The following is a 24,693-nucleotide window of genomic DNA, read 5'->3' as shown; positions in this document are numbered from 1 at the left end:
TTAATCGTTATCGCTATTTGGCTGTCGGTTGCTGGGGCTCGTCGCGTTCGGGCTCAGAAAACTCCCGGCTGCGACGAATCAATGGCGCTATGGTAGAGCCCTGTACGACGATAGAAAAGAGCACCACGCCATAGGTCATGACCACCCACAGGTAGCGAAGGTCCTGTCCCTGGACGAAGGCACTGCCGGCGGGAATCGACATCGCCAGCGCCAATGCCAGACCACCTTTCAACCCTCCCCAGATCAAAATCCGGTTGGTATAGGGGTGGTACTTGCGGCGACTTTTTAAATACAGGAAGGGTATGCCGACAGCGAAAACCCGGGCGGTGAGAACAATGACAATGCCCACTGCCATCAGCAGGTAGTCGGAGGGGCGCAGGTCGATAGTAATCAGGAACAGGCCCACCAGCAGGAAGAGCAAACCGTTGAGGAAGTCCTCGGTGATACTCCAGAAATTATCCAGCTCGTGTTGGCTCACCCGGGAAAAGCCGCGCTCGCGGGTAAAGTTGCCAATAATAATGCCACTGACCACCATTGCCAGGGCGCCGGAGACTCCGAGTACATTGGCCAGGGAAAAACCGGCGGTGGGGATAACCATGGTCAGCATCAATTCCAGGCTGTGATCATTGGTACAACAAATGGCCCAGTGGAAAACGCCACCAATGATCAGTCCCAATAATATGCCCCCTAGCGCCTCGATGGCGAATAGCTCAGCCACTGCTGGTACCGTGGGTTGGCCGCCTTCGAAAGCGAGTGCGTAAATCACCGCGAAGATCACGATACCGAAGCCATCGTTAAACAGGGACTCACCTTCCACCTGAATGGAAACCTGCTCAGGGGCCTTCAGGTTTTTCATAATTGCCAGTACGGCGATAGGGTCGGTGGGAGAGATCAATGCACCAAATAACAGGCAGTAAACAAAAGCTACCGGCATATTGATCAGCATCAGGAACCAGTAAAGAAGGGCCCCGACCACAAAGGTGGAAATGAGGGTACCGACAATGGCGAGAAGACCGATCTCCAGTTTCTGGTTGCGCAGCTCCAACAGATCGATATGCAAACTGCCGGCAAAAAGCAGAAACCCGAGCATTCCCTTGAGCAGAATATCCTCGAGGTTGAGCAGCGGCAGAAGCTGATCTGCCCAGGTGCGCAACTCCACCACCCCCAACTTGCCCAGGGCGGTGACCAATAGTGATAGGGCCAGGGCACCGGCGGTAATAGCGATTGTGGTTTGGGCGCGCAATACGTATTGGTTCAAGAAGCCCAGAAAAACTGATACGGCGGCAAGAAAACAAAAGGTGTAATAAACTTCCATGCCGTGTGTGGACTCCAGCGCTGAAATATTCTCGGATGGTTTAATGCCATTTTGGGGAGCGCCCCGGCGGCAATTTATATGATGGTGAGTGTGCCGTTATTGTAGTCGTGCAGAGGCTGCTCGATTTCCCTTGGAGTGGATCTAGGGCAACAGGATTACACCGGGGCGGGTCGCGCGGGCACAAGCGGCCAACTCCCTTTTATATGGGCGCGCAATTGTAGCGGCTCTAGGGCGCCACACAACTGCATTTTTCAGTTTTGCGCTCAAACGGATCGACTTCCCCTACCCACTAAAATTCATTAACGCCTTAGCTTTTTAAACATTACTTCATTACTTTCTAACTGCCAATTAGTAGATTTCTACTGACTATTGAAAATAAAAAGGATGATTATCACGCCAATCTAGTGGTTTTTATCCCTCCTGAGTAAAGGCAGCTACCGACTATCTCATGAATTTTCACGACAGTGTCTACACTGGTTGATAGTCCATACCCATAAATGCGCAATTGAGGAAGTAGTAGTGAAGCATTCGATGTTGTGCGACACCTCAAAGCTGATCGGTCGGGTACTGATGTCGCTGATCTTTATATTTGCCGGCTGGAATAAAATTGGCGGCTACGAAATGACAGAGGCCTTTATGGTTTCCATGGGGATACCCGGCTTCATTTTGCCCCTAGTCATCGTTATTGAGTTGGTGGGAGGACTCGCGGTGTTACTGGGGATATTCACCCGGATTTCTGCTTTTGTCCTTTTCCTGTTCTGTCTCGCTTCGGCCTTCCTGGTACACCTGTCCCCTGGTGATGCAACAGAAATGACCAGCTTTATGAAAAATATCACGATTGCCGGTGGTTTCCTGATTCTGACCTGTGCCGGTGCCGGTCGCTTTAGCCTGGACCATTGGATACGCGGTAAGTAGATTTCAGCAACAGTTGTAGAGAGGAATTGAAGCCAGTTTCAGTCGAGCTTCAGTGGGGAGAAATTAGCCGGGCCTATACTGCCTGGATATAGGTAATGACTCAACAGGATTACCATGAAGCTTTTTTATGCACCGGGTGTTTGCTCTCTATCGCCTCATATTGTCGCTTGTGAAGCAGGGATCAATCTGGGCCTGCAAAAGGTCAATCTAAAAACCCACGAGCTGGAAAACGGCGACGACTTTACAAGGATTAGTCCTAAAGGGTACGTGCCGGCACTGCAACTGGAAGGCGGAGAAGTACTGACAGAAGGTCCGGCAATCGTCCAGTTTTTGGCGGAGCAAAAGCCCGACGCGCAACTGGTGCCACCAGTGGGCACCCTGGCCCATTACCGGCTTCTCGAATGGCTCAACTTCCTCAGTGCTGAAGTCCACAAGCTATTCAAACCACTGTTTTGGCATGGTACAGAAGAAGAACAGGAGGATTCCCGGGTTAGGCTTATCCGCTGGTTTGACTATATCGAAGGGCAGCTTGATAAAGACTACTTAATGGGAGACGGTTTCACGGTTGCCGATGCCTACCTGTATGTTCTCTCTCGCTGGCTGAAACATCAGCAGTTTGATATGCCCCGGTGGCCCCGGCTTCAAGCATTCCAAAAGAGAATGGAAGAAAGGCCCGCAGTGCAGCGGGCGCTTCAGGAGGAAAGTTTAGAGCCGGTGTAAAGAGCTGTCGTTAACGCGGGGTAAAGCGCCGGGTCGCAGGGATATCGGACTCGATCGGTTGGCGAACCTTCGCGATAAATAGTGCAGAGAGTAGTGCCACAAAAGCACAGCCCGCCATAGATCCTGCAATAGGTGTCAGGGTTCCGGTGTGCAGGCTGCTCGCCAGTCCACCCAGTATCCCCCCGGTAATAAAAAGAGCGGCGCCGTATAGCGCGTTGGCACTACCGCTGATTTTGGGGAAGAACTCCAAATAACAGGCGGCGGCATTGGGGCCGGTAATACCGATACAGCTCATCACCAGTACCAGGGGAATCATCCACAGGGTCAGTTCTTTGACTCCTGTCATAGTTCCCAGCAGCAGCAGGCCGCAACCCAATAGCTGCAACACAATACCCGCCAGCAGGATATTGCGCGGCTCAAAAAAGTTCAGCAGGCGGATATTCACCTGAACCATGCAAATTAGCCCGAGTACGCAGATACCAAAAAACAGTGGGAACTGATTCGCGCTAACACCGAAGTAATCCATAAACACAAAGGGCGCGGTGGTGATGTAGATAAACATCGAACCGCTGACACAGGCCTGTGCAATCAGGAACCCAATAGCGCGGGGATTGCGCAAAACCTGGCCGTAGCTGCCCACGAGAGACTTTAGCGGCATCATCTGGCGGCGTGCGCGGGTAAAGCGGGAGACGGTCTCCGGTAAAAGCAACTGTACTAGTACGAGCATTGCCAGAGCGTACAGTAACAAAAAGACGAATATACTCTGCCAGCCGCCAACGGCTAGTAGTGCGGAGCCGATCACCGGGGCGATCAGTGGTGCAATCAGCATGATGGTGCTAATCAGGGAAATAATTTTTGCCGCCTCACGGCCACTGTGTAGGTCGCGCACTATGGCAGCACAGATTACTGTGGCAAAGCCGCCGCCAACTGCCTGGCAGAAGCGCAGGATAATCAGTTGGTCTACATGGTCGGTAAACAGGACTAACAGGGAGCTGGCTATATAGATACTGAGGCCGATAGTTCCTACAAGGCGCCGTCCCCAGCGATCTGATAATGGTCCGCCAAACAGTTGTCCGAGGGCAAAGCCCAGCAGAAAACTGGACACTGAGTACTGCATCCGCTCGACTTCTGTATCCAGGGCTGCCGCCATCGCCGGAATGGCCGGCAGGTAGCTGTCGATGGAAAAAGGTGTCAGAGAAACGAGTGCGGCCAGCCACACCACTAGCCAGCGCGGGGCTTTCTCGTCCGGGTTAGAAGCGATGGATGTCATTATGTTGCTCAGGTACAGCCTGGAAGGATCTTCCCGGCAAAGCCCAATTGGCGGGAAATGGCTTTGGTAGAAACGGGCGGGCACATTGTCCCTTGCCCGCTTTGGATATCAGGGAGTTTAGTGCTTGTCTTCCCGCAATGTGTACAGTCCCTGTTTCAGTTTCAACAGGTGCTCCTGTAGCTGAGGACCTTTGCGCTGGGCTACACCGATAGCGAGGACATCGATTACCACCAGATGGGCGATACGCGAGGACAGCGGCGTATAGATCTCAATATCCTCTTCCACATCCACTTCCAGTGGGATGCTGGCTTGTTGTGCCACCGGCGAGCCGCTGGGTGCCAAACCAACCACCAGAGCGCCCTGCTCTTTTGCCATGCTCATGGAGCGAAGTAACGCCTTGGTGCGACCGCTCTGGGAGATAGCTACTACTACATCCCCCGCTTGCATGGACATGGCCGACATATTCTGGATGTGGTGGTCTGAGTGAGCAGCGGTGGCCAACTGTAGGCGGAAGAACTTGTGCTGGGCATCGGCGGCGACGGCACCGGAGGCGCCAAAACCGAAGAATTCCACCCGCTTGGAAGCGGCCATCGCAGTGACAGCGGCCTCGAGGGCGCGGTCGTCAATTCTATCGCGGACTTTCAGCAGGGTATCCACCGTGGAGTCGAAAACCTTGCGCTTATACTCGGCAATGGTATCCGTTTCCGTAACCGCAATCTGGCCGAAGCTGGGGCTGGAAGCCAGCTGCTGCGCCAGGTTCAGCTTGAACTCCTGGAATCCGGAGCAGCCCACGGCGCGACAAAAGCGCACCACGGTAGGTTCACTCACCTGGGCTTCAGTAGCCAGGTCGACGATGCGCATATGAATGATTTCATCGGGGTTGGCGAGAATATACTCCGCCACCTTGCGCTCTGATTTGCGCATGGATGACAGTTGTTCACTGATTCGTTGCGTTACTTCCGCCGGTTTCACAGGACTTCCTTCTCTATGCCAGATGGCGCAGTTTAGCCGCTGTGCCCTCTGCTGGCGAGCGACATCACATTACATTGTCAGGCAGGGCAAAATCCTGTTTATTTACACAGGTCTTGTGCATCAGCTCTGGTACAATCTTCGCCCATGGACGTATCTCAGATTTTAGACCCCCTCAACGACGCCCAGCGCGAAGCAGTAGCTGCCGCGCCCGGCAATCAATTGGTTCTGGCCGGTGCCGGCTCGGGCAAGACCCGGGTGCTGGTACACCGCATCGCCTGGCTGATGCAGGTGGAGGGCGCCTCGCCCTACTCCATTATGGCGGTAACCTTTACCAACAAGGCGGCCCGCGAGATGCGCGCCCGTATCGAAGAGCTGCTGGGGGTGAATACCTTTGGCATGTGGGTGGGCACCTTCCACGGCCTGGCTCACCGCCTGCTCAAGGCTCACTGGCAAGAAGCCAAGTTGCCGCAGAACTTCCAGATCCTGGATTCCGATGACCAGCTTCGCCTGATCAAGCGGGTACAGGCAGATCTTGGGCTGGATGATAAAAAGTGGTCACCGCGGGAAACTCAGTGGTGGATTGGCGCGCAGAAAGATGAAGGGCTGCGCCCGCAATATATCAACGCCGGCGCCGATCCCTGGTTGCAGACCATGGTGCGAATCTACTTCGCCTATGAAGAGGCCTGTCAGCGCGGTGGATTGGTGGATTTCGGCGAGCTGCTGTTGCGCGCCCACGAGCTCTGGCTAAATAACGACGCTATTCTGGCCCACTACCGCCGGCGCTTCCCCCATATCCTGGTGGATGAGTTCCAGGATACCAACACGATTCAATATGCCTGGTTGCGCTTACTCGCCGGTGAGCAGTGCCATATCACCGCCGTGGGTGACGATGACCAGTCTATTTACGGTTGGCGCGGTGCCAAGATCGAGAATATCCAGCACTTTTCCACAGACTTACGAGAAGTGCAGACGGTGCGACTGGAGCAGAACTACAGGTCCACCTCCACCATTCTAAATGCGGCTAATGCGGTGATCGCTAATAACAGTGGTCGCTTGGGCAAGGAGTTGTGGACCAAGGGTGAAGAGGGTGAGTCCATCGCCGTTTACGCGGCCTACAACGAACAGGATGAATCGCGCTTTATTGTCGAGCGAATCAATGACTGGGTGCGCGATGGCAACCGCCGCGACAGCATCGCCATCCTCTACCGCTCAAACGCCCAATCCCGGGTACTTGAAGAGGGGCTTTTGCGCGAGCAGGTTCCCTACCGTATCTATGGCGGCCAGCGCTTCTACGAGCGCCTGGAAATCAAGAATGCCCTGTCTTATCTACGCCTGATTACCAACCGCGATGATGATACTGCGTTTGAACGGGTAGTGAATACGCCCACTCGTGGCATCGGCGCGCGCACTGTAGAGATGGTTCGCTCTTATGCCCGGGAGCAGGGATGCTCCCTGTGGCAGGCGGCCAAGCTGATGTTGCAGCAGCGGGTATTGGCTGCTCGCGCCGGCAATGCCCTGCAGAGCTTCCTGGACCTGATTAACCAGCTGGCAGCGAATGCAGAAGATAAAGAGTTAGATGCTATTGCTGAGGATGTGATCGAAAACAGCGGTTTGCTGGAGTTTCACGGCAAAGAGAAAGGCGAGAAAGGCCAAACACGAGTGGAGAACTTGCAGGAACTGGTCACTGCCTGTCGCGGCTTTACCGGTGCAGGCCTGCCCGAGGGAGAGGAAGATGAGGAGGAAATCCCGCTTCTTAACCAGTTCCTCGACAGCGCTGCCCTCGATGCCGGTGAAGGCCAGGCGGATGAGTTTGAGGATGCCGTCCAGCTGATGACCCTGCACTCCGCCAAAGGTCTGGAGTTTCCCCTGGTATTTATGGCGGGTGTGGAGGAAAACCTGTTCCCCCACAAGATGTCGGCGCAGGAGCCCGGCCGCATGGAGGAGGAGAGACGCCTCTGCTACGTGGGTATCACCCGCGCCATGCGCAAGCTATACATTACCTACGCGGAAAACCGGCGTCTGTTTGGCAGCGAAACCTATAACAGCCCTTCTCGCTTTATCGGCGAAATTCCACCTAATTTGGTGCAAGAAGTGCGCCTGAAGACCGAAATTTCCCGCCCGCTCTATCAGGCGGATTACGGCAAGGTAGGCCAGTTTTCCGACCCGGCGCCAGACTTCGATGATTTGCCCCCGCTGGTCCTGGGCGGGCGAGTGGACCACGCCAAGTTTGGTGAAGGAACTGTCATTGAGTTTGAGGGAACGGGTCCTCGAATGCGGGTGCTGGTTAATTTTGACGATGTTGGCGACAAGAGGTTGATACTTTCAATGGCCAAGTTGCAGCCGCTTTAAGTGATGGCTTGAGCTGGCACTAAGCATTAAATACTGAGTGCCGGAGCATGTCGGTACCGAAAGGCATGCAGAATTGAAAGTTAGATAGTGGTGAATGGATTCCAGCGATAGCGGGAATCCATTCAAAATACCAAGGTAAAATCACAGCGGACTTCTTCTGAAGACCTAAGTTGGCGACCAAAGCGTCTGCCGATAATTTGTACAATACAAAAATAACGATAAATTAGTGGCAATGAAAAAACTCAATTGGTACCCGGCTATCATTCTCGGGCTCTTAGCCCTGCTCGCCATTACCTTCGCCGCCCTGGTAGCTTCCCGTGCAGCAATGGGCCCTGCCCAGCACTTTTCTGCAGAGGGCAATAAAGAGCTGTTCGAGTGGAAATTAGTTACTACCTGGCCCAAGAATTTCCCTGGCCTCGGCAGTGCGCCGGAGCGTTTTGCCAAGAAAGTCGAGGCGATGTCAGCCGGGCGTCTCAGGATCAAAGTGTACGGTGCCGGTGAGTTGGTACCTGCCCTGGGCGTATTTGGTGCTGTTTCGGAAGGCGCGGCGCAAATGGGACACGGCGCGGCCTATTACTGGAAAGGCAAGGTGCCCGCAGCCCAGTTTTTTACCGCAGTGCCATTCGGATTGAACGCCCAGGAAATGAATGGTTGGTTGCACCACGGCGGTGGTCTCGAACTCTGGGAGGAGATCTACGAGCCCTTTAACCTGATCCCACTTGCGGGGGGCTCCACCGGTGTACAGATGGCGGGCTGGTTTAACAAACCGATTGAGTCGGTGAAGGATTTAAAGGGCCTAAAGATGCGTATTCCCGGCCTGGGTGGTGAGGTTTTAAACCGCGCAGGCGGCACTGCGGTGACCATTCCCGGTGGAGAACTCTACACCGCCCTCCAGACTGGAGTGATCGATGCTACCGAATGGGTGGGGCCCTACAACGATCTCGCTTTTGGTTTCCACCAGGTCGCTGAGTATTACTACTACCCCGGGTGGCATGAGCCGGGCTCTATCCTGGAATTTATCGTTAATAAAAAGGCGTTCGAAAAACTGCCTGCTGATTTGCAGGAAATAGTGCGAGTCGCCGCCCGTGAAGCTAACCAGGATATGCTGGACGAATACACGGCACGCAATAACCGGGCCCTCAAGGAGCTGGTAGAAGAGCACGGGGTAAAAGTGGAGCGCTTGCCGGAGGATGTTCTGTCTCACCTGAAGAAGATCAACAACGAAATTATGCAGGAGACGGCGCAGCGGGACCCGGAGTTTGCCCGTGTTTACAAAGCTTTTAAAGAATTTGAACGGGATGTGAAGCCCTACCACGAGATCAGTGAAGAGGCTTACTACCAGGCGAGAGAGTTAAAGGAAGATTAGCGCCCAACTACTGGGCCGATGATATTGCCGGCTGTGTTGCTCTACAGCCGGCGAACTCGAAACCTACAATCAGGGCAGCGGTCTGGTACGGCCGGCATCGTCGATAGCGACAAATACAAACTCGCCCTCGGTGACCTTGACTTGCTCACCAGAATCCACCCGCGTCAGCCAAACCTCAACCATGGTACGAATCGAGGAGCGCCCTTCTTCGATAGCCTCCGCATAGCAGCTGACTGTTGAGCCAACCGGAACTGGGCGCAGGAAAACCATGCTGCCCACTGCAACGGTTGTGACACGGCCGCGCGCCATGGTTTGCGCGAGAATGGCGCCAGCGAGGTCCATCTGCGACATCAGCCAACCGGCAAAAACATCCCCCTGCGGATTGGTATCGCGGGGCATAGCCAGGGTTTGCAGGGTTAGCGTGCCTGTGGGTTGCGGATCTTCATCGAGAGCTGACAGTGCGGACATCGGGTACTCACAGATTGTTAGAGTTATTGGTTTCCACTACTGGAATGGTGGCGCATTCTAGCACAATTTGGCCAGTAATTGACCAGAATAAATTTCGGCCTTTAGTCGACCGTAGGCGCGTTTTTGGCCGTTGGTGCTGCCTCTCAGTCTATGGACGGCTCTCCACATGCGCAGATCACTGTTGCTGAACCATCCCCGGCAACCAAGTGGCCAGGCCCGGCCATATCGCTAGCAGGCACAGCAGTAAAAGTTGGATGGCAATAAAAGGCGCTACCCCGCGATAGATGGCCGATGTGGCCACAGAACTGGGGGCCACCCCGCGCAGGTAAAAGAGAGCAAACCCAAATGGAGGCGTTAGGAAAGAGGTTTGCAAATTGATGGCAATCATAATGCCGAGCCACACCGGATCGACGCCCATTGCCAGCAGTACCGGGCCCACAATTGGTACCACTACAAAGGTGATTTCGATAAAGTCGAGGATAAAGCCCAGCAGGAAGATTACCAGCATCACCAACAGGGTCGCGCCGATTACCCCTCCGGGCAGGCTGTGGAAAAATCCTGTCACCAGCTCTTCGCCGTTGTAACCGCGAAATACCAGAGAAAACAATGAGGCGCCAATCAATATGGCGAAAACCATAGCCGAGACCTGAAGTGTACTGCGGCCGATTTCCCCGGCGCGCCTAAAGCTCAATGCTCCGCGACTGGACGCCAGTAACGCCGCCCCCAGTGCGCCGACGGCGGCCGCTTCTGTGGGGGTGGCAGCGCCAACAATGATTGATCCGAGCACAATCAGCATTAAGGCAATCGGGGGCAAAAGACTGCGAAGCAGTTGGGCCTTATCCACTTCTGGAGGCTCGCTGCTCTCCGTGGGTTTGGGGCGACGGGCAATAAATAATAGATAAATGATATAGGCGGCCACCAGCAGTAAGCCGGGAATAATTGCCCCGACAAACAGATCCCCCACGCTGACTGGCTTGGGGTTAAAAATGCCTGCAGACAGTTGTGCCTGTTGATAGGCATTGGAGAGGGTGTCTCCCAATAGAACCAAGGCAATAGAGGGAGGGATAATTTGCCCGAGGGTACCGGTGGCGCAGATAGTGCCGGTGGCCAGGTTGGGCGAATAGCCGTTTTTTAGCATGGTGGGCAGTGACATCAGCCCCATGGTGACTACAGTTGCACCGACGATGCCAGTACTGGCGGCGAGCAGCGCGCCTACTACCACCACAGAAATGGCGAGTCCCGAGGGAGCCCCCATAAAGGCTTTGCTCAGATTAACCAATAAATCCTCGGCGATCTTGGCTCGCTCCAGTATTACCCCCATCAGCACAAATAGTGGAACGGCAACCAGAGTGCCGTTTTGCATAATGCCGTAGAGGCGATCGGGGAAGGCGCGCAGCAACTCAGCATCAAATACGCCATACACAATACCCAGGCCCGCTGATAGCAGGGCGGTACCCGCGAGGGTAAAAGCTACTGGGTAGCCGAACATAAGTAGAGCGCAGACGGCTGCAAACATCAGAAAGGGGATTAGCTCAATCATACCTCGGCCCCTTCTACCTGCTTCAGTACTGCTTTTGACGACGACATTGGAATGGACTGTTGTTGGGGCAGCATCAATTGCACCAGGGCGCGAATAAACTGGGCCAGCCCCGCCAGAGCCAGGGTGACCGCAGACAGAGGAATCAGGCTCTTCAGTAAAAATACCCCGGGCAGGCCGCCGGCGTTCGCACTGTCTTCAAAAACTGACCAGCTATTCAGTACAAAGTGCCAGCTGCTTATAAATAGAAAGACGCAAAGCGGTAAGAGAAATATCAGATAGCCAATTGCATTGATCCAGGCTTTGGCCCTGGCGCTCATCCTACGGTAGAAGACATCCACCCGCACATGGGCATCGGTCTGTAACGCATAGGCCAGCCCCAGCATAAAGGAGGCACCGTGCAGGTAAATCACAGATTCCTGTAGGGCGATAGAACCGGTATTGAAGCCGTGGCGCATCACCACAACACAGCTTTGTAACAGGACCATGGCCCAGGTGAACCAGGACAGCAGTTGCCCGGTATGACTGGTCAGGCGCTCGAGTGCCTGCGCGCTGCACAGCAGAAAACGCATGGGGGCTTCTCTCTTTACATCTTATTGTTATTTATGTTGCTCGAAGGTTAACCCTTTGCCCGCTCTCATGCCAGCAGGGTAAAAATACAGCTGTAACCTTTTTGTAATCTTTTATTCATAGAATCGTCACCCGTTGTTCCTAGCATCGCCGCGTGAAATAAAAAACACTCATCGGAGTTACACAATGAACAAGCAAATTCTGGCGACTTCTCTGGCAGCCCTGACCCTGGCAACTTCACAGGTTGCTATGGCAGCGCGCGATTACATTAGTGTTGTAGGTTCCTCTACTGTTTACCCGTTTACTACGACTGTGGCGGAGCGTTTTAGCCGCGCAACCCAGTTTAAAACTCCAGTCGTTGAGTCCACTGGTACTGGTGGTGGCATGAAGTTGTTCTGCCAGGGTGTTGGAGAAAGCACTGCGGATATCACCGGTGCCTCCCGTCGCATTAAGCAATCCGAATTGGAAATGTGTAACAGCAACGGTGTTGATGTTGTTGAAGTACAGATCGGTTACGACGGCATTGTTCTTGCGAATGCTAAGAAAGCGGCTCCCTTTAAGCTGACCCGCAAGGACATCTTTCTGGCCCTGGCTAAGGAAGTTCCTAACCCAGACGGTTCTGAAACTCTGGTAGCCAACCCCTACAAGACCTGGAAGGACGTAAATCCAGCTCTGCCCAACACCAAAATCGAAGTTTTGGGTCCGCCTCCCACTTCCGGTACCCGCGATGCTTTTGCCGAGCTGGCAATGGAAGGTGGCTGTAAGAAGTTTGGCTGGATCAAAGCCATGAAGAAAACAGACAAGAGCGCTTATAAAGCGATCTGTCACAACGTTCGCGAAGACGGCGCTTATGTTGAGGCCGGTGAGAACGACAACCTGATCGTGAACAAGCTGGTTGCCAACCCGAACGCCCTGGGTATCTTCGGCTTTAGTTTCCTCGACCAGAATGCTGACAAGGTACAGGGCTCCCTGATCGAAGATCAGGCCCCCACTTTCGACTCCATCGCTGACCAGAGCTACCCGGTTTCCCGTCCGCTGTTTATCTACGTTAAGAAGCAGCACGCTGACGTGGTTCCCGGTGTTAAGCAATTCCTGGCTGAATTCACCAATGAGCGCGCTTGGGGTGAAGATGGCTACCTGGCTGACAAAGGCATGATTCCTCTGCCCACCGAGAAGCGTCAAAAGATTGCTACCGATGTGCGCAAGCTGAACGCACTGAGTAATCTCGCAGCCAAGTAAAAAAATTCTGGAGTTGTACTGTCAAAGGGAATTGACGGCCAAGCTCGAAAGGGCTTGGCCGTTCTTTATAAGAAGACTCACAAATTGTCGCCCCCCTGTGATGGAACGCGGGGATAAAGTCTGGATAATGCCAGCGACGATATTTTTAGTACGGTAATTCAATGCAAACCCCCACACTGTTCGCACTTTTGCTGCTCCTGATATTAGTGGCCTACGGCACTGGCTTTCGCCGTGCAGTGAACGCTGCTCGCAGTCTTGGCGGCGTTCGCAATCTGGCCGCCCTGCCCAGTTACTACGGATTACTCACCGCCCTTTGGTGTGGTTTGCCAGCACTGATATTACTCTGTGGCTGGTTGGTGTTTGACGATTCGATCATCCGTGCGATGGTCATGAATAGTATTGCCGATAAGCCGGAGAGTATCTCCGGGCAGAACCTTCTCTACGCGCAGATCCAGAATCTCGCGGCGGGCCACCTGATAGGTGAAAAGTCGCCACAATTGCAGAGTGCTGCGGACTACCTCAGTCAGTTGCGTTCCAGCTCCAATAATTTACAGGCCTTCCTGAGTTTGGTGTTGGCCAGCGGCCTTGCCGCTTTTGCACTGCTGCGCTTTTCTCCCAAGCTGCGCGCTCGCGAAAAAGTTGAAAAAGTGCTGCGCACGGTGCTGATTGCCTGTGCCAGCGCCGCGATTCTAACCACTGTCGGTATTTTGTTATCGGTATTGTTTGAATCCCTGCGTTTTTTCCAGTCAGTGCCGGTGAGTGAATTCCTGTTTGGATTGCACTGGAGCCCACAGATGGCCCTGCGCGCAGACCAGGTGGGATCGAGCGGTGCTTTTGGTGCTGTCCCGCTGTTTACCGGAACCCTGATGGTGTCCGCGATCGCCATGTTTGTGGCGGTACCTGTGGGATTGATGGCGGCTATTTATCTGGCGGAGTACGCCAGTAAGCGCGTGCGTTCCCTGGCCAAGCCAGTACTCGAAATTCTCGCCGGTGTACCCACCGTGGTATACGGCTTTTTTGCTGCCTTAACCGTTGCTCCATTTATTCGCGAGTTGGCCACCTCTATGGGCCTACAGGCCTCCAGTGAAAGCGCACTGGCCGCTGGCCTGGTGATGGGAATCATGATCATTCCCTTTGTTTCCTCTCTGTCCGATGACGTGATCAATGCGGTGCCCCAGTCCCTTCGCGATGGTGCCCTGGGCTTGGGTTCCACCCAGTCCGAGACGGTGCGCAAAGTTGTGATTCCTGCGGCACTACCCGGCATCGTTGGCGGTGTATTGTTGGCGGTTTCCCGCGCAATTGGTGAAACCATGATTGTGGTGATGGCCGCCGGACTCGCGGCGAACCTCACCGCAAACCCGCTCGAATCGGTCACGACTGTGACGGTGCAGATTGTGACTCTGTTGGTTGGCGACCAGGAATTTGACAGTCCCAAGACCCTCGCCGCTTTTGCTTTGGGCCTGATGTTGTTTATCTCCACTTTGGTGCTGAACTTTATTGCCTTGCACGTAGTGAAAAAATACCGGGAGCAGTATGACTGATCTTACTCAGGCGCAGGTTCGCGAGCGCATAGAAAAAAGCCTCGCCAGCCGTCATCGCAAAGAAAAGCTGTTTCGTGGGTTGGGTATCGGCAGTATTGCCTTTGGTGTACTCGCCGTACTGATTTTGTTCACTGACATTATCAGCAAAGGCAGTGGTGCCTTTGTGCAGACAGCTATCCAACTGGAGGTGCACTACGACGAGCAGGTTCTGGGCATCGAGAAGGTCGATGATGAAAGTCTGACCTGGGCAAACTTCACCGGTGTTATTCGCCAGTCCCTGCGCGAACGCTTTCCCACTGTGACTGGTCGCAGTGACAAGCGCGAGCTCTACAGCCTGGTCTCCTCCGGAGCACCTTTTACCCTGCGCGATCGCTTAGCTGCGAATCCGGAACTGTTGGGTAAATCCGAGAAAGTCTGGCTGTCAGTCGATGACGATGTGGATACTTTCGTCAAAAGCCTGAAGGACTCCAAAGAGGGATTCCGTGGTCGTACCTCGGACCAGAAGGCCGGTTGGATTGAACAGCTGCTGGACAGCGGTGAACTGCAGAAGCGGTTCAATACCATCTTCTTTACCAATGGCGACTCCCGTGAACCAGAGCAGGCGGGCATCCGCGCAGCCTTGATGGGCTCCCTGTTTACCCTGTTGGTAACTCTGGCACTGTCATTTCCCATCGGTGTGGCGGCGGCGATTTACTTGGAAGAGTATGCGCCCAAAAACCGTTGGACCGATTTGATTGAGGTGAATATCAATAACCTCGCGGCAGTGCCTTCTATTGTTTTCGGTCTTTTGGGCCTGGCGATATTTATTAATTTCTTTGAGTTGCCGCGTTCGGCACCCCTGGTAGGGGGCTTGGTACTGACACTGATGACCTTGCCCACGATTATTATTTCCAGCCGCGCGGCTTTGAAGGCGGTGCCACCCTCAATTCGCGAGGCGGCAATGGGTATGGGGGCTTCGCGTATGCAGGTGGTTTTCCACCATGTGCTGCCCCTGGCGATGCCGGGTATGTTGACCGGCGCGATTATCGGTATGGCCCAGGCCCTCGGTGAGACGGCACCCCTATTGATGATTGGTATGGTCGCTTTTATTGTCGACGTACCTGCTGGGGTAACCGACCCGGCCACCGTGCTGCCTGTGCAGATTTTCCTGTGGGCAGACAGCCCGGAGCGCGCCTTTGTCGAGCGCACCTCCGCAGCCATTATGGTGTTGCTGAGTGTGCTGATTGTGATGAATACCAGCGCGGTATTGCTGCGCAAGAAACTTGAGCGCCGCTGGTAACAGAGCGCGGAATATCAGAAAGCGGGATATTATATGAGTACCATGACCCTGGATGCCGCCAGCCAAACTGATGCGGCGCAATCCGATGTTGCGGGTAGGCAAATGATGAATGATCGGGCTGATGTTAGAGAAACAGTTGGCCAACCCTTCTGTGACACCGCCAAGTTGCGTATGCGCAATGTGAATGTTTTCTATGGTGAAACCCAGGCGATCCACTCGGTCGGCCTCGATATTGGCAAAAATGAAGTGGTTGCCATGATCGGCCCCTCCGGTTGTGGTAAGTCGACGTTTTTGCGCTGCCTCAACCGCATGAATGACACCATTGAAGGTTGTCGTGTTGAGGGCGAGTTAAGTCTGGATGGTGACCCCATCTACGGCCCCAAAGTAGATGTTGTACCCCTGCGCGCCCGCGTCGGTATGGTATTCCAGAAACCAAACCCTTTCCCCAAGTCCATATACGAGAATGTTGCCTACGGCCCAAAAATCCATGGCATTGCCAGCCGCCGCGCCGATCTGGATGAGATCGTAGAAAACAGCCTGCGCCGCGCTGGTCTGTGGAATGAGGTTAAAGATCGTTTGGACAAGCCGGGTACGGGCCTGTCCGGTGGCCAGCAGCAGCGCTTGTGTATTGCCCGCGCTATTGCGGTGAGCCCGGAAGTGATCCTGATGGATGAGCCCTGCTCAGCCCTGGACCCAATTGCGACGGCGCGAATCGAAGAACTGATCGATGAGCTGCGCCAGAACTACACTATCGCAATCGTTACTCACTCGATGCAGCAGGCTGCGCGGGTGAGTCAGCGTACGGCTTACTTCCATTTGGGGCATTTGGTGGAAGTTAACGATACTGAAACGGTGTTCACCAACCCCGAGCACGAACTCACTGAAGCCTATATCACCGGCCGCTTCGGCTAAGGTTCCTGCTCGGAGGGAAAACTATGGAAATGCATTTCGATCAACATATCTCACGCCAATTTAATGAAGACCTGGAAAGCCTAAAGACAGAGATGCTGGAAATGGGCGGCATGGTCGCCCGCCAGGTTGCCGATGCGGTCGATGCCCTGGCCAATGCGGACAGTGAGTTGGCCGAGGAAGTACTGCGTATTGAAGAAGTCATCGATAAGAGTGAGATGGCCCTGGATGAGCACGCCACGCTAATTATAGCCAAGCGCCAACCGGCGGCATCCGATCTCCGTATGGTGCTGTCTGTCATTCGAATTGCCCGCGACCTGGAGCGCATTGGGGATGAGGCGAGCAAGATTGCCAAGATGGCCATAGCACTGACAGATGAAGGTACGTCGCCGCGCGGGTATACCGAAATCCGTCATATTGCCAATGCTGTGCGCAAAATGCTCAATGACGCCCTGGATGCCTATACTCGTTTCGATGTGCAGTCGGCTCTGCAAACTCTTGCTGAGGACCAGCAGGTTGATATGGATTATCGTACGGCCGTACGTGAACTGGTAACATACATGATGGAGGACCCGCGCAGTATTTCCCGGGTCATTAATGTGTTGTGGACCCTGCGCTCACTGGAGCGGATCGGTGACCATGCGAAGAATATTTGTGAGCAGGTTGTTTACTTGGTGGAGGGTGCTGACATTCGGCACGGACACCAGGAAAATCTGCGCAAGTCCTAAAGGGCTTTGCTAATTTAAAAAGGTCGCCTAGTGCGGCCTTTTTTTTTGCTGGAATCTACTTTCTTAGTCGTTAGGTAATACAGGGAATGAAATTTATCTTCGAAGTTCATCTACAAGATGGGTTTAAAGCTGAGGATTATGCCGATGCTTGGTTGCGCGCTTCCGAGATTATACAGCGCTCCCCGGGAGCGATGGGCACAGAACTTCATCGAAAAATTGATGACCCCAATGTATTGATAGCCATTGCTAGCTGGCGATGTAAAAAAGATCGGGATGCTATGCAAGCTGAGCACAGTAAAAAAATTGATGAAATCATTGCCAGCGTGTCCCCTTTTGTAAAAATTAATCTAATAGGGGAGTTTTATGACCCGCAATGGGTCGTAAATATTAATAGTGATTGATGTTAATCAACTGAACCTGAACACAGCCTGAATAAATATGTGTTCGAATAAAAAAATAAAACTTTTTATTTTATTGTTTTTAGCTGGAATTTATTCATTTGGTACATTACAGCCAATTACAGTATTTGTTTTTCTTGTTGATACGTTTTTTTGTCGAAAAAAAATATTCGCTTTACCGCAAATTTGGCTCTAATTGCTTATCGTGTAATTTGCTGTTGTTGCGCACCAAAAAACTTTTGCTACAATCCGCAGCCCAATTTGGATCGCTACGTTAACGAAGGATTTATCAAATGAGATTCAAGCTTGCTGCTCTTCCCCTGATGCTTGTTGCCGCTACTGCTGGTGCAGAGGAATACAATTCTATCACTACTGTTGGTTACTCTAACCTGGATTTTGATGGTACTGATGGTAATCAGTTTTCCGCTGAAACAACTTATTATTTTTCTGGTAAAGAGGCCCTGGGTCCTCTGAAAGAGTTTGAATATATCAATAAAGCTAGCAATATATCTGCGGCTTACACTCACTACGACGTATCCAGTCAAGATTTAGATAACTTTGCTATTGCCGGTGAGTACTTCACTAGCTTTGGTTTGGTTTTAGGTGCGAGCCTAACTGAAGTTGATGATGAGGGTGTTAATACAGCTTCTTTAGGTTATTTGTTTACTCCCAATTTCTTGGTGGAGCTGTCTCACACTGATTTTGATGGGGTTGATGAGACTTTTGTTGAGCTTCGTTACAATCACCAATTGAATGGCTCTGATTATATTGGGTTTGATTTTATCGCTGGAGATGATGCGAGTGTTTTTTCTACCAAGTACTTCGGTAACTTGGCTGGTGATCAGTATTTAACAGCAGAATTTGCTTATGCCGATTATGACGGTGGTAGTGACTACTGGCAGGTGGGTGCAGATTACTTCCTCTCTCAGAATACTTCTTTTGGTGCGAAGTTTGATGAGAATGAAGATGTGAAGGTAGGGTTCTCGCACTTCTTTAGTCGCAATGTTGCTGTTGAAGCTGCTTACAGCACTATGTTTGCTGATGGACTCAATATCCGTAGCTTTGGATTGAATACCTATGGCGTTGGTGGTAGTGCTGATATCGATGTAGATAAGTTTGAACTGGGTTTGACTGTTCAGCTGTAACTTTACTGATTAAAAGGGCTATCAAAGATAGCCCTTTTAATTTGTATATGTGACGAGAAAAAAACTAAATTGCCTGTTTTATCCTTTTCCACTAATGACTTTAATTCTATTTTGCGCCATGGTGCCAACCTCCCCTCCAGCTCCAGCCGCCTCTTGATAGTGCTTGTAAGCACTTTGCTTATTTCCCTGCCTCTCATAGGTCTGGCCGAGATAGTAGTGAGCGTAAGCGGTATCCAGATAGCGTAGTGATCTGGTTAGGTCGACCTCTGCAGAGCTATAATTTTTTAATTGGATATTAGTGACTCCCCGTTTTAGCCAATACGAAAATAGCGCCGGATTCTTTTGAATGGCACTGTCGTATGCCTTTCGGGCATTTTTATATTGTTTCTTTTGGCTGAGTAAATCGCCTTCTAGCGCAAAAAAGGCAGCTTCTTTGGGTTGCTGTTTTTGAGCTTTTCTCACCAACTTTAGTGCAGAGTCAAACTTTTTACTATTGGTTGCGGCAACCGCATCGTCGTAATTCTTGTAAGCATCGGCATCGCGCTTTAATTGCGCTATGGCTTTTTGGTAGGCGGCCCGGTTGGTGATTCCCCCTTTGGGTAGAGATTGACTGTGCTTGATATTAGCGCTGACACGAGACTGGGAAGGGGGATGGCTGGCAAAGAGTGCTTCCAATCCACTGGTTTGCCGCCCCTCTGACAGTTCAACAAACTTTCTTTGCAGGCGTACGGCTCCCTGGGGGTCATATCCTGCAGCGGCCATATATTTCATGCCGTACTGATCTGACTCTAACTCATTGCCGCGACTGTAGCGGGCAATATAGGCGGAGCCTCCCAGTTGAGTCCCGGTGGAGATCAAGTCAGAGTAGCCAGAGTCCTGGGTGGCAGCCCCCACGATTGCCAGGCCTGCGCCCAGTAATTGTTGTTGGGACATTGCAGTTGCGGAATGTCGCGCAGCAGCGTGAACTATCTCATGGCTCAGTACGGCAGCGAGCTCAGCTTCGTCATCGAGTAACACCAGCAGGCCTCGATTGATGGCAATTTTGCCGCCGGGCAGGGCCCAGGCGTTGGGAACCGAGTTGTTCAGAACCACAAACTCGTAAGGTAGCTGGGGGCGGTCTGAGACCCGCGCCAGCTTTTGGCCAACCTGGCTGACGTAGTTTTGCAAGGCTGGGTCAATGGTGTATTGGCCGCCTTGCTGCTGTTGATTGGCAGCGTAGTGCTGTTGCCCCAGTTGAACTTCCTGCTGCGGAGATATCAGCGAAACCTGTTTCTCACCGGTGACTGGATTGACAACGCATCCTCCGAGAATCGTGGTTGTCCAAAACGCGACACATGCCGTAAGCGCTTGGGTACGCGAGATCATTGCCTCCCTCCCTGTATAATGTTGAGTCATTAGAATGGTTACTCATTGTACACAGTACGGGAACTGAGGTTTATGACGGCACTTCAAGTCATTGAGTTATTTGCGGGCAACAACCCCGAAGGTGAGCCCGTTGTGGAACGGCTACAGGTTCGTGTGAGCGAGGATGATAGCTGCCAACTGGTGCGATCCCCTGTCTTTATTAAGGGAATCGCCAGTGGGGATTACATTAAGGTCGATAAAGACACCCAGCAATTTGAGTTGGTAAAGCGCTCGGGCAATTTGGCGGTGCGTATTTTTTGTCGCGGCGATAGCACGGAAATGTCTGATAAGTTGACCCCACAGCTGGAAAAGCTCGGGGGTGAGTTGGATCTTGAGGCACCGCGCGTATTGGTCTACAGCATTCATGTCAGTTGTGGATTCGATAAGATTGAGGAGATCCTCAACAGTGCCTGCGATGGGGCTAACAGCGTTTGGTATTACGGCAATGTTTATGACCCTAAAGACGGGCAGACTCCACTCAATTGGTGGCAGGACGTTCTAAAGCCGGAGTAAACATCCGCGATATATTTGGGCCAGCCACAATAGCTTGGTAGTGTGTGGTTGAGGCGATAGAGAAGCGAGAAGGCACCCGATGTTAATAGTTATTTCACCGGCGAAAACCCTGGACTATGAAAGTGATATTCCCTCACTGGAAACCACCCAGCCGGACTTTTTGAAAGAGTCAGCAGCCCTGATCAAAGAGTTGCGCGAACTGAGCCCGCAGCAGGTTTCCAGCTTGATGAAGATTTCAGATAAGTTGGGAGTCTTGAATTACGATCGCTTCCACACTTGGAAGCGCCCGTTTACCGATAACAACGCCCGCCCCGCCCTGCTCGCCTTTAAAGGTGATGTTTATACTGGATTGGAGGCGGAGACTATGGGTAAGCGGGACTTTGCCTATGCGCAAAAGCACTTACGTATGCTCTCTGGCCTTTATGGTTTGCTGCGCCCGTTGGACTTGATGCAACCCTATCGCCTCGAGATGGGCACTAAATTTGAAAATGCCAAGGGTAAGAATCTCTATGAATTTTGGGGAGATAAGATTACCGAAGCATTGAATGCGCAGTTGCAGGGCGTGAAGAGTCGCGAGTTGGTAAACCTCGCATCCAATGAATATTTCAAATCAGTCAAAACCAAGCAGCTTGATGCTCAGGTGATCACCCCGCATTTTAAGGACCTGAAAAATGGTCAGTATAAGATGATTAGCTTCTTCGCTAAAAAAGCCAGAGGCATGATGAGTCGCTGGGCCATTGACCAGAGGGTAAAGAAGGCTGAAGAGCTGAAAGGGTTTGATGTGGCCGGTTATGTCTATAACCTGAATATGTCCACTGAGTGGGATTGGGTATTTACCCGGGATGAACCGCAGTGAGTAGTACTGAATTGCCGAATGCGCCCTCCTGCGGGCGCAATCGCGAGCCGATTCTCCAACAACTGACTCGCCTGTTGGCTTTAAGTCGCAAAGTGCTTGAGGTTGGCAGTGGTACTGGTCAGCACGCAGTATATTTTGCTCCGCATTTACCGCATCTTGAATGGCAAACTTCAGAGCGATCGCAACAGCTGGAGGTAGTAAAGTCCTGGCTGGCGGAGGTCCCCAATAGCAACCTGCCACAGCCGCTAGTGCTCGATGTTGGCGAATTTTGGCCCGAGATTTCGGCTGATGCTATTTTCACTGCAAACACCTTACATATTATGTCGGCTGAACTGGTACAAAAGTTCTTTCTGCACAGTGCCGATGTTCTGGAGCCGGAAGGTTTGTTGATCGTTTACGGTCCAGTGAAAATTGCAGGAGAGTTTATTGGCCCTACTAATGCGGATTTTGATATCGAGTTGAAGGAGCATGATCCCGAGCGGGGGATTCGCGATCTCGAATGGCTCGATCAGCTGGCAGAGAGTGCGGGGTTCAGTCGCACAGAACTAAATTTCTTGCCGGCCAATAATCAATTAATTGTTTGGCGCAAAAATGATAATAAGGAGTAACTATGCCTGAGTGGTTTGAAATAGCGGTGATCGTAGCTTTTGCCATTGGAGCCGTATTCTTTTTTGCCAAGTACCGTGAGACAGCGGCGGCACTGCATGAGAGTGAGCGCATGAAAGCCCGTTTGTCGAATGACTTGAATCGCTATCGCGATGTGCCCAAGCTGCGCGCTCTGCGAGATGCCCTCATTGGTGCTAAGGCCCTGCCTACCGATGATGAGGGCAATGAGCACCTACTGCTGCGCGATGGGGATTTGCAGTTGCACCATTTGGTTTTGCGCCGGGAAGCAAACGCTCTGGGTAAAGAGGGCACGGCCAGCTATGTCAAAGACGGTAAAGAAGTAGAACTGCAGGAACTGGAGTAATCGAAAGCCGCTTTAATTAGCGGCTTCAGAACTCAACCTGGATGCTGGCTTTTGAGCCAGCTTTGCTGGCGGAAAGTGAAGCGTGAAGAGACTGCCCTGCCCGGGCGTGCTTTCTACACTCATTTCTCCATTGTGTCGCAGCAACACATGCTTAACGATCGCCAACCCGAGACCTGTGCCGCCACTGTCCCGTGAGCGGCCTGGATCAACTCGATAGAAGCGCTCAGTCAGGCGGGGAATATGGATCGAATCGATACCGATACCATTGTCCTCTACGGAAAAGTGCCCGCCTTTGTCATCCTGCCACCAGCGCAATTGAATTCTGCCCTCTTCGGGAGTGTATTTCACTGCATTTAAAGCTAAGTTGGCAAACGCACTGTGTAATTCGCCGGGGTCTCCATTGAGGTAGCAATCCCCTTTGCAATCAACTTCGATATGATGATCCCGATCGCCACTGAAGCTGCGCGCTTCCTGGGCCACCCTCTCAATCAATTCTGGCACAGCTACAGCCATATCCCCGCTTTTGCGCTCTGAGGTCTCTAAGCGAGCCAATAGCAGCAGGTCATTGACCAGCGTACTCATGCGGCCAGTCTGCTCCTCCATTTGAGCCAGGGGTTTCCTCCAGGGAGGCGGTGCCATATCACTGCTTTGTAGTGTTTCCAGGTAGCCGGCAATTACCGTGAGGGGGGTGCGCAGCTCATGGGAAACATTGGCGACAAAATCCCGGCGCATCTGCTCGAGATTGTGTAAACGGGTGATGTCGCGAACAATGACCAAAGCCTCATCTTTACCGTAGCGGGTGACTTCCAGCTGTAACATGCGGGCTTCATTGCCAGGTGCGGGCAGAGTGAGGGGTTCTCCGCTGTTATCACCGTGCATATAGCTGACAAAGCCAGGGTCGCGGACAAAGTTGACTAATGACTGGCCGGAATCACTGGCCTGCAACCCAAGGAGTTCACCCGCTGCAGGGTTCCACCAAGCCAGGTTATCGCCGTCTTCCAGGGCTACAATGCCTTCGCGCAGGGCGCTGGTACTGTCTTGTACCCGGCGCAACATCACGTGCAGTTTCTGCTTCTCGCGGCGGTGGCGCCGCTGCATACGGTAAAAGTCGTCGTAGATTTCGCCCCAAATACCAAAGGCGGTTGGGGCTGGGCCGCGTCTGCCGTTTGCCAGCCAGCGGTTGAAACGTTGCTGTTGCCACAGCACTGAGATCAGGTAGCTGGCCAATCCCGCAATCAGGGCGAGAGACCAGCTGCCGGAGGTGACACCGAGAATGGTGCACCCCAGGGCGATAATTACGAAACGCGAGAACTCGCCAATACTGCGATCCAACATAGAGTTGCCGTGTTGCCTGATAGATGGCGGCAGTGGCACAGCCTCTTCCGCCCGCATTCAATACCTCATGGAACCAGGCCCGCACCCGTTAAGTGCGGAGGTTTGATTCTGCAGGGATCGGTACCGATCCAGAGAGGATTGTCACACTTTTTCTGCGGTTTGCACAGAAAACCGATACCCGGTGCCGCGAACTGTCTGGATATAGCGGTCGTGGCCATCAATGGCCAGGGCTTTGCGCAGACGGCGGATATGGACATCCACGGTGCGCTCCTCCACATAGACATTCCCACCCCATACATGATCGAGGAGTTGGGTGCGTGTATAGGCGCGCTCCTGGTGGGAGAGGAAGAAGGTGAGCAGGCGAAATTCTGTTGGCCCCATATCCACCGGCTGCCCTTTGATAGTGACTCGGTGACTCAGTGGGTCCAATATCAGTGCGCCGGCACTGAGCGGCTCTTCCGGGGTTGCCGGGCCCGCACGGCGCAGTACGGCCTTTAAGCGTGCAACCAGCTCCCGGGGGGAGAAAGGCTTGGTGATGTAATCGTCGGCCCCGGTCTCTAACCCTTTGATTTTATTGTCTTCTTCACCTTTTGCCGTGAGCATGATGATCGGCAACGAGGTGGTGAGTTCATCGCGCTTGAGGCGCCTCGCTAGCTCTACCCCGGAAACATCCGGCAGCATCCAGTCGAGCAGCACTAAGTCTGGCTTCTCGTCGATAATCAGGGCGTGAGCTTCCTGGGCGTTTTCCGCCTCAAGGCAGCGGTAATCCGCCATTTCCAGTGCGACCCGCAGCATATCGCGCACTGCGGATTCGTCATCGACAATCAGGATCGTTTTACTGTGCATTTGCCTGCCATACCCGCTCTGTTGTCAGGGTTTCCCCAGTTATGGCCG

24 protein-coding genes are annotated in these 24,693 nt (G+C 52.9%); 15 read left to right on the top strand and 9 right to left on the bottom strand.

Features of this window, described 5'->3' with window-relative positions:
* Positions 1-13 precede the first annotated feature (13 nt).
* Complete coding sequence (locus tag ACJJI8_RS05895; RefSeq protein ID WP_282930598.1) at positions 14-1,315, bottom strand: cation:proton antiporter; 1,302 nt, start codon at positions 1,313-1,315, stop codon at positions 14-16.
* Positions 1,316-1,834: 519 nt separating this feature from the next.
* On the opposite strand from ACJJI8_RS05895, the gene ACJJI8_RS05890 reads away from it, so the two are divergent.
* Positions 1,835-2,230, top strand: a complete 396-nt coding sequence (locus ACJJI8_RS05890) for a DoxX family protein (RefSeq protein WP_413663848.1) — start codon at positions 1,835-1,837, stop codon at positions 2,228-2,230.
* Positions 2,231-2,344: 114 nt separating this feature from the next.
* Positions 2,345-2,950 carry a glutathione transferase GstA gene (gstA, locus tag ACJJI8_RS05885; RefSeq protein WP_444934516.1) on the top strand — a complete coding sequence of 202 codons (606 nt, stop codon included), beginning with the start codon at positions 2,345-2,347 and terminating at the stop codon, positions 2,948-2,950.
* 10 nt (positions 2,951-2,960) lie between these two features.
* Here the strand turns inward: gstA and ACJJI8_RS05880 are convergent, their stop codons facing one another.
* Positions 2,961-4,220, bottom strand: a complete 1,260-nt coding sequence (locus tag ACJJI8_RS05880) for a multidrug effflux MFS transporter (RefSeq protein ID WP_444915142.1) — start codon at positions 4,218-4,220, stop codon at positions 2,961-2,963.
* A gap of 117 nt (positions 4,221-4,337) precedes the next feature.
* Positions 4,338-5,192, bottom strand: a complete 855-nt coding sequence (gene hexR, locus ACJJI8_RS05875) for a transcriptional regulator HexR (protein WP_282930602.1) — start codon at positions 5,190-5,192, stop codon at positions 4,338-4,340.
* Between the two features lie 144 nt (positions 5,193-5,336).
* Between hexR and uvrD the strand changes: the two genes are divergently transcribed.
* A complete protein-coding gene (uvrD, locus tag ACJJI8_RS05870) occupies positions 5,337-7,541 on the top strand; it encodes a DNA helicase II (protein WP_444915143.1) in 2,205 nt (734 codons plus the stop codon).
* A gap of 232 nt (positions 7,542-7,773) precedes the next feature.
* Positions 7,774-8,907, top strand: a complete 1,134-nt coding sequence (locus ACJJI8_RS05865) for a TRAP transporter substrate-binding protein (protein WP_444934515.1) — start codon at positions 7,774-7,776, stop codon at positions 8,905-8,907.
* Positions 8,908-8,976: 69 nt separating this feature from the next.
* On the opposite strand, the gene ACJJI8_RS05860 is transcribed toward ACJJI8_RS05865, so the two are convergent.
* From ACJJI8_RS05860 to ACJJI8_RS05850, 3 genes are all read right to left on the bottom strand, one after another.
* The gene (locus tag ACJJI8_RS05860; protein WP_108735392.1) at positions 8,977-9,366 is read right to left on the bottom strand and encodes an acyl-CoA thioesterase; all 390 of its coding nucleotides are present in this window, start codon (positions 9,364-9,366) and stop codon (positions 8,977-8,979) included.
* A gap of 184 nt (positions 9,367-9,550) precedes the next feature.
* Positions 9,551-10,915, bottom strand: coding sequence for a TRAP transporter large permease (locus tag ACJJI8_RS05855; protein ID WP_444934514.1), 1,365 nt, complete (start codon positions 10,913-10,915; stop codon positions 9,551-9,553).
* A complete protein-coding gene (locus ACJJI8_RS05850; protein WP_444934513.1) occupies positions 10,912-11,484 on the bottom strand; it encodes a TRAP transporter small permease subunit in 573 nt (190 codons plus the stop codon). Before ACJJI8_RS05850 ends, ACJJI8_RS05855 begins: the two co-directional genes overlap by 4 nt.
* A gap of 184 nt (positions 11,485-11,668) precedes the next feature.
* Here ACJJI8_RS05850 and ACJJI8_RS05845 point away from each other — a divergent pair, with 184 nt between their 5' ends.
* The 7 genes from ACJJI8_RS05845 to ACJJI8_RS05815 all read left to right on the top strand — a co-directional run bounded on the left by ACJJI8_RS05845 (position 11,669) and on the right by ACJJI8_RS05815 (position 18,721).
* Positions 11,669-12,721, top strand: a complete 1,053-nt coding sequence (locus ACJJI8_RS05845; RefSeq protein ID WP_282930607.1) for a PstS family phosphate ABC transporter substrate-binding protein — start codon at positions 11,669-11,671, stop codon at positions 12,719-12,721.
* Between the two features lie 161 nt (positions 12,722-12,882).
* Positions 12,883-14,262 (top strand): phosphate ABC transporter permease subunit PstC, encoded by a 1,380-nt coding sequence (pstC, locus tag ACJJI8_RS05840; RefSeq protein WP_444892394.1) that lies wholly within the window; start codon positions 12,883-12,885, stop codon positions 14,260-14,262.
* A complete protein-coding gene (pstA, locus tag ACJJI8_RS05835; RefSeq protein ID WP_444934512.1) occupies positions 14,255-15,541 on the top strand; it encodes a phosphate ABC transporter permease PstA in 1,287 nt (428 codons plus the stop codon). The genes pstC and pstA overlap by 8 nt, the downstream gene beginning before the upstream one ends.
* Before the next feature lie 102 nt (positions 15,542-15,643).
* On the top strand, positions 15,644-16,453 hold the full coding sequence (gene pstB / locus ACJJI8_RS05830) for a phosphate ABC transporter ATP-binding protein PstB (protein WP_282934617.1): 810 nt from the start codon (positions 15,644-15,646) through the stop codon (positions 16,451-16,453).
* A gap of 23 nt (positions 16,454-16,476) precedes the next feature.
* Positions 16,477-17,178 (top strand): phosphate signaling complex protein PhoU, encoded by a 702-nt coding sequence (gene phoU, locus ACJJI8_RS05825; protein WP_282930610.1) that lies wholly within the window; start codon positions 16,477-16,479, stop codon positions 17,176-17,178.
* Between the two features lie 86 nt (positions 17,179-17,264).
* A complete protein-coding gene (locus ACJJI8_RS05820; protein WP_444934511.1) occupies positions 17,265-17,579 on the top strand; it encodes an antibiotic biosynthesis monooxygenase family protein in 315 nt (104 codons plus the stop codon).
* 290 nt (positions 17,580-17,869) lie between these two features.
* Positions 17,870-18,721, top strand: a complete 852-nt coding sequence (locus ACJJI8_RS05815; protein WP_444934510.1) for a putative porin — start codon at positions 17,870-17,872, stop codon at positions 18,719-18,721.
* A gap of 78 nt (positions 18,722-18,799) precedes the next feature.
* Here the strand turns inward: ACJJI8_RS05815 and ACJJI8_RS05810 are convergent, their stop codons facing one another.
* The gene (locus tag ACJJI8_RS05810) at positions 18,800-20,086 is read right to left on the bottom strand and encodes a M48 family metalloprotease (protein WP_444934509.1); all 1,287 of its coding nucleotides are present in this window, start codon (positions 20,084-20,086) and stop codon (positions 18,800-18,802) included.
* A gap of 72 nt (positions 20,087-20,158) precedes the next feature.
* On the opposite strand from ACJJI8_RS05810, the gene ACJJI8_RS05805 reads away from it, so the two are divergent.
* The 4 genes from ACJJI8_RS05805 (at position 20,159) to ACJJI8_RS05790 (ending at position 22,464) form a co-directional block, all read left to right on the top strand.
* Positions 20,159-20,638 (top strand): DUF4265 domain-containing protein, encoded by a 480-nt coding sequence (locus ACJJI8_RS05805; RefSeq protein ID WP_444934508.1) that lies wholly within the window; start codon positions 20,159-20,161, stop codon positions 20,636-20,638.
* Positions 20,639-20,717: 79 nt separating this feature from the next.
* Positions 20,718-21,494 carry a peroxide stress protein YaaA gene (gene yaaA / locus ACJJI8_RS05800; RefSeq protein WP_444934507.1) on the top strand — a complete coding sequence of 259 codons (777 nt, stop codon included), beginning with the start codon at positions 20,718-20,720 and terminating at the stop codon, positions 21,492-21,494.
* Positions 21,491-22,102: a DUF938 domain-containing protein gene (locus tag ACJJI8_RS05795; protein ID WP_413663836.1), complete on the top strand. Its 612-nt coding sequence runs from the start codon at positions 21,491-21,493 to the stop codon at positions 22,100-22,102. Before yaaA ends, ACJJI8_RS05795 begins: the two co-directional genes overlap by 4 nt.
* Before the next feature lie 2 nt (positions 22,103-22,104).
* Entirely contained in the window at positions 22,105-22,464 is a 360-nt protein-coding gene (locus tag ACJJI8_RS05790) for a hypothetical protein (RefSeq protein WP_282930619.1), read from the top strand.
* A 12-nt stretch (positions 22,465-22,476) separates the two neighbouring features.
* On the opposite strand, the gene phoR is transcribed toward ACJJI8_RS05790, so the two are convergent.
* Complete coding sequence (gene phoR / locus ACJJI8_RS05785) at positions 22,477-23,856, bottom strand: phosphate regulon sensor histidine kinase PhoR (RefSeq protein WP_444934506.1); 1,380 nt, start codon at positions 23,854-23,856, stop codon at positions 22,477-22,479.
* 84 nt (positions 23,857-23,940) lie between these two features.
* Positions 23,941-24,645: a phosphate regulon transcriptional regulator PhoB gene (gene phoB / locus ACJJI8_RS05780; RefSeq protein ID WP_108735044.1), complete on the bottom strand. Its 705-nt coding sequence runs from the start codon at positions 24,643-24,645 to the stop codon at positions 23,941-23,943.
* Positions 24,646-24,693: the final 48 nt, after the last annotated feature.

This window comes from Microbulbifer maximicatervae (SeqCode) (assembly GCF_052467695.1).
This window is presented reverse-complemented; position numbering and strand designations above follow the sequence as displayed.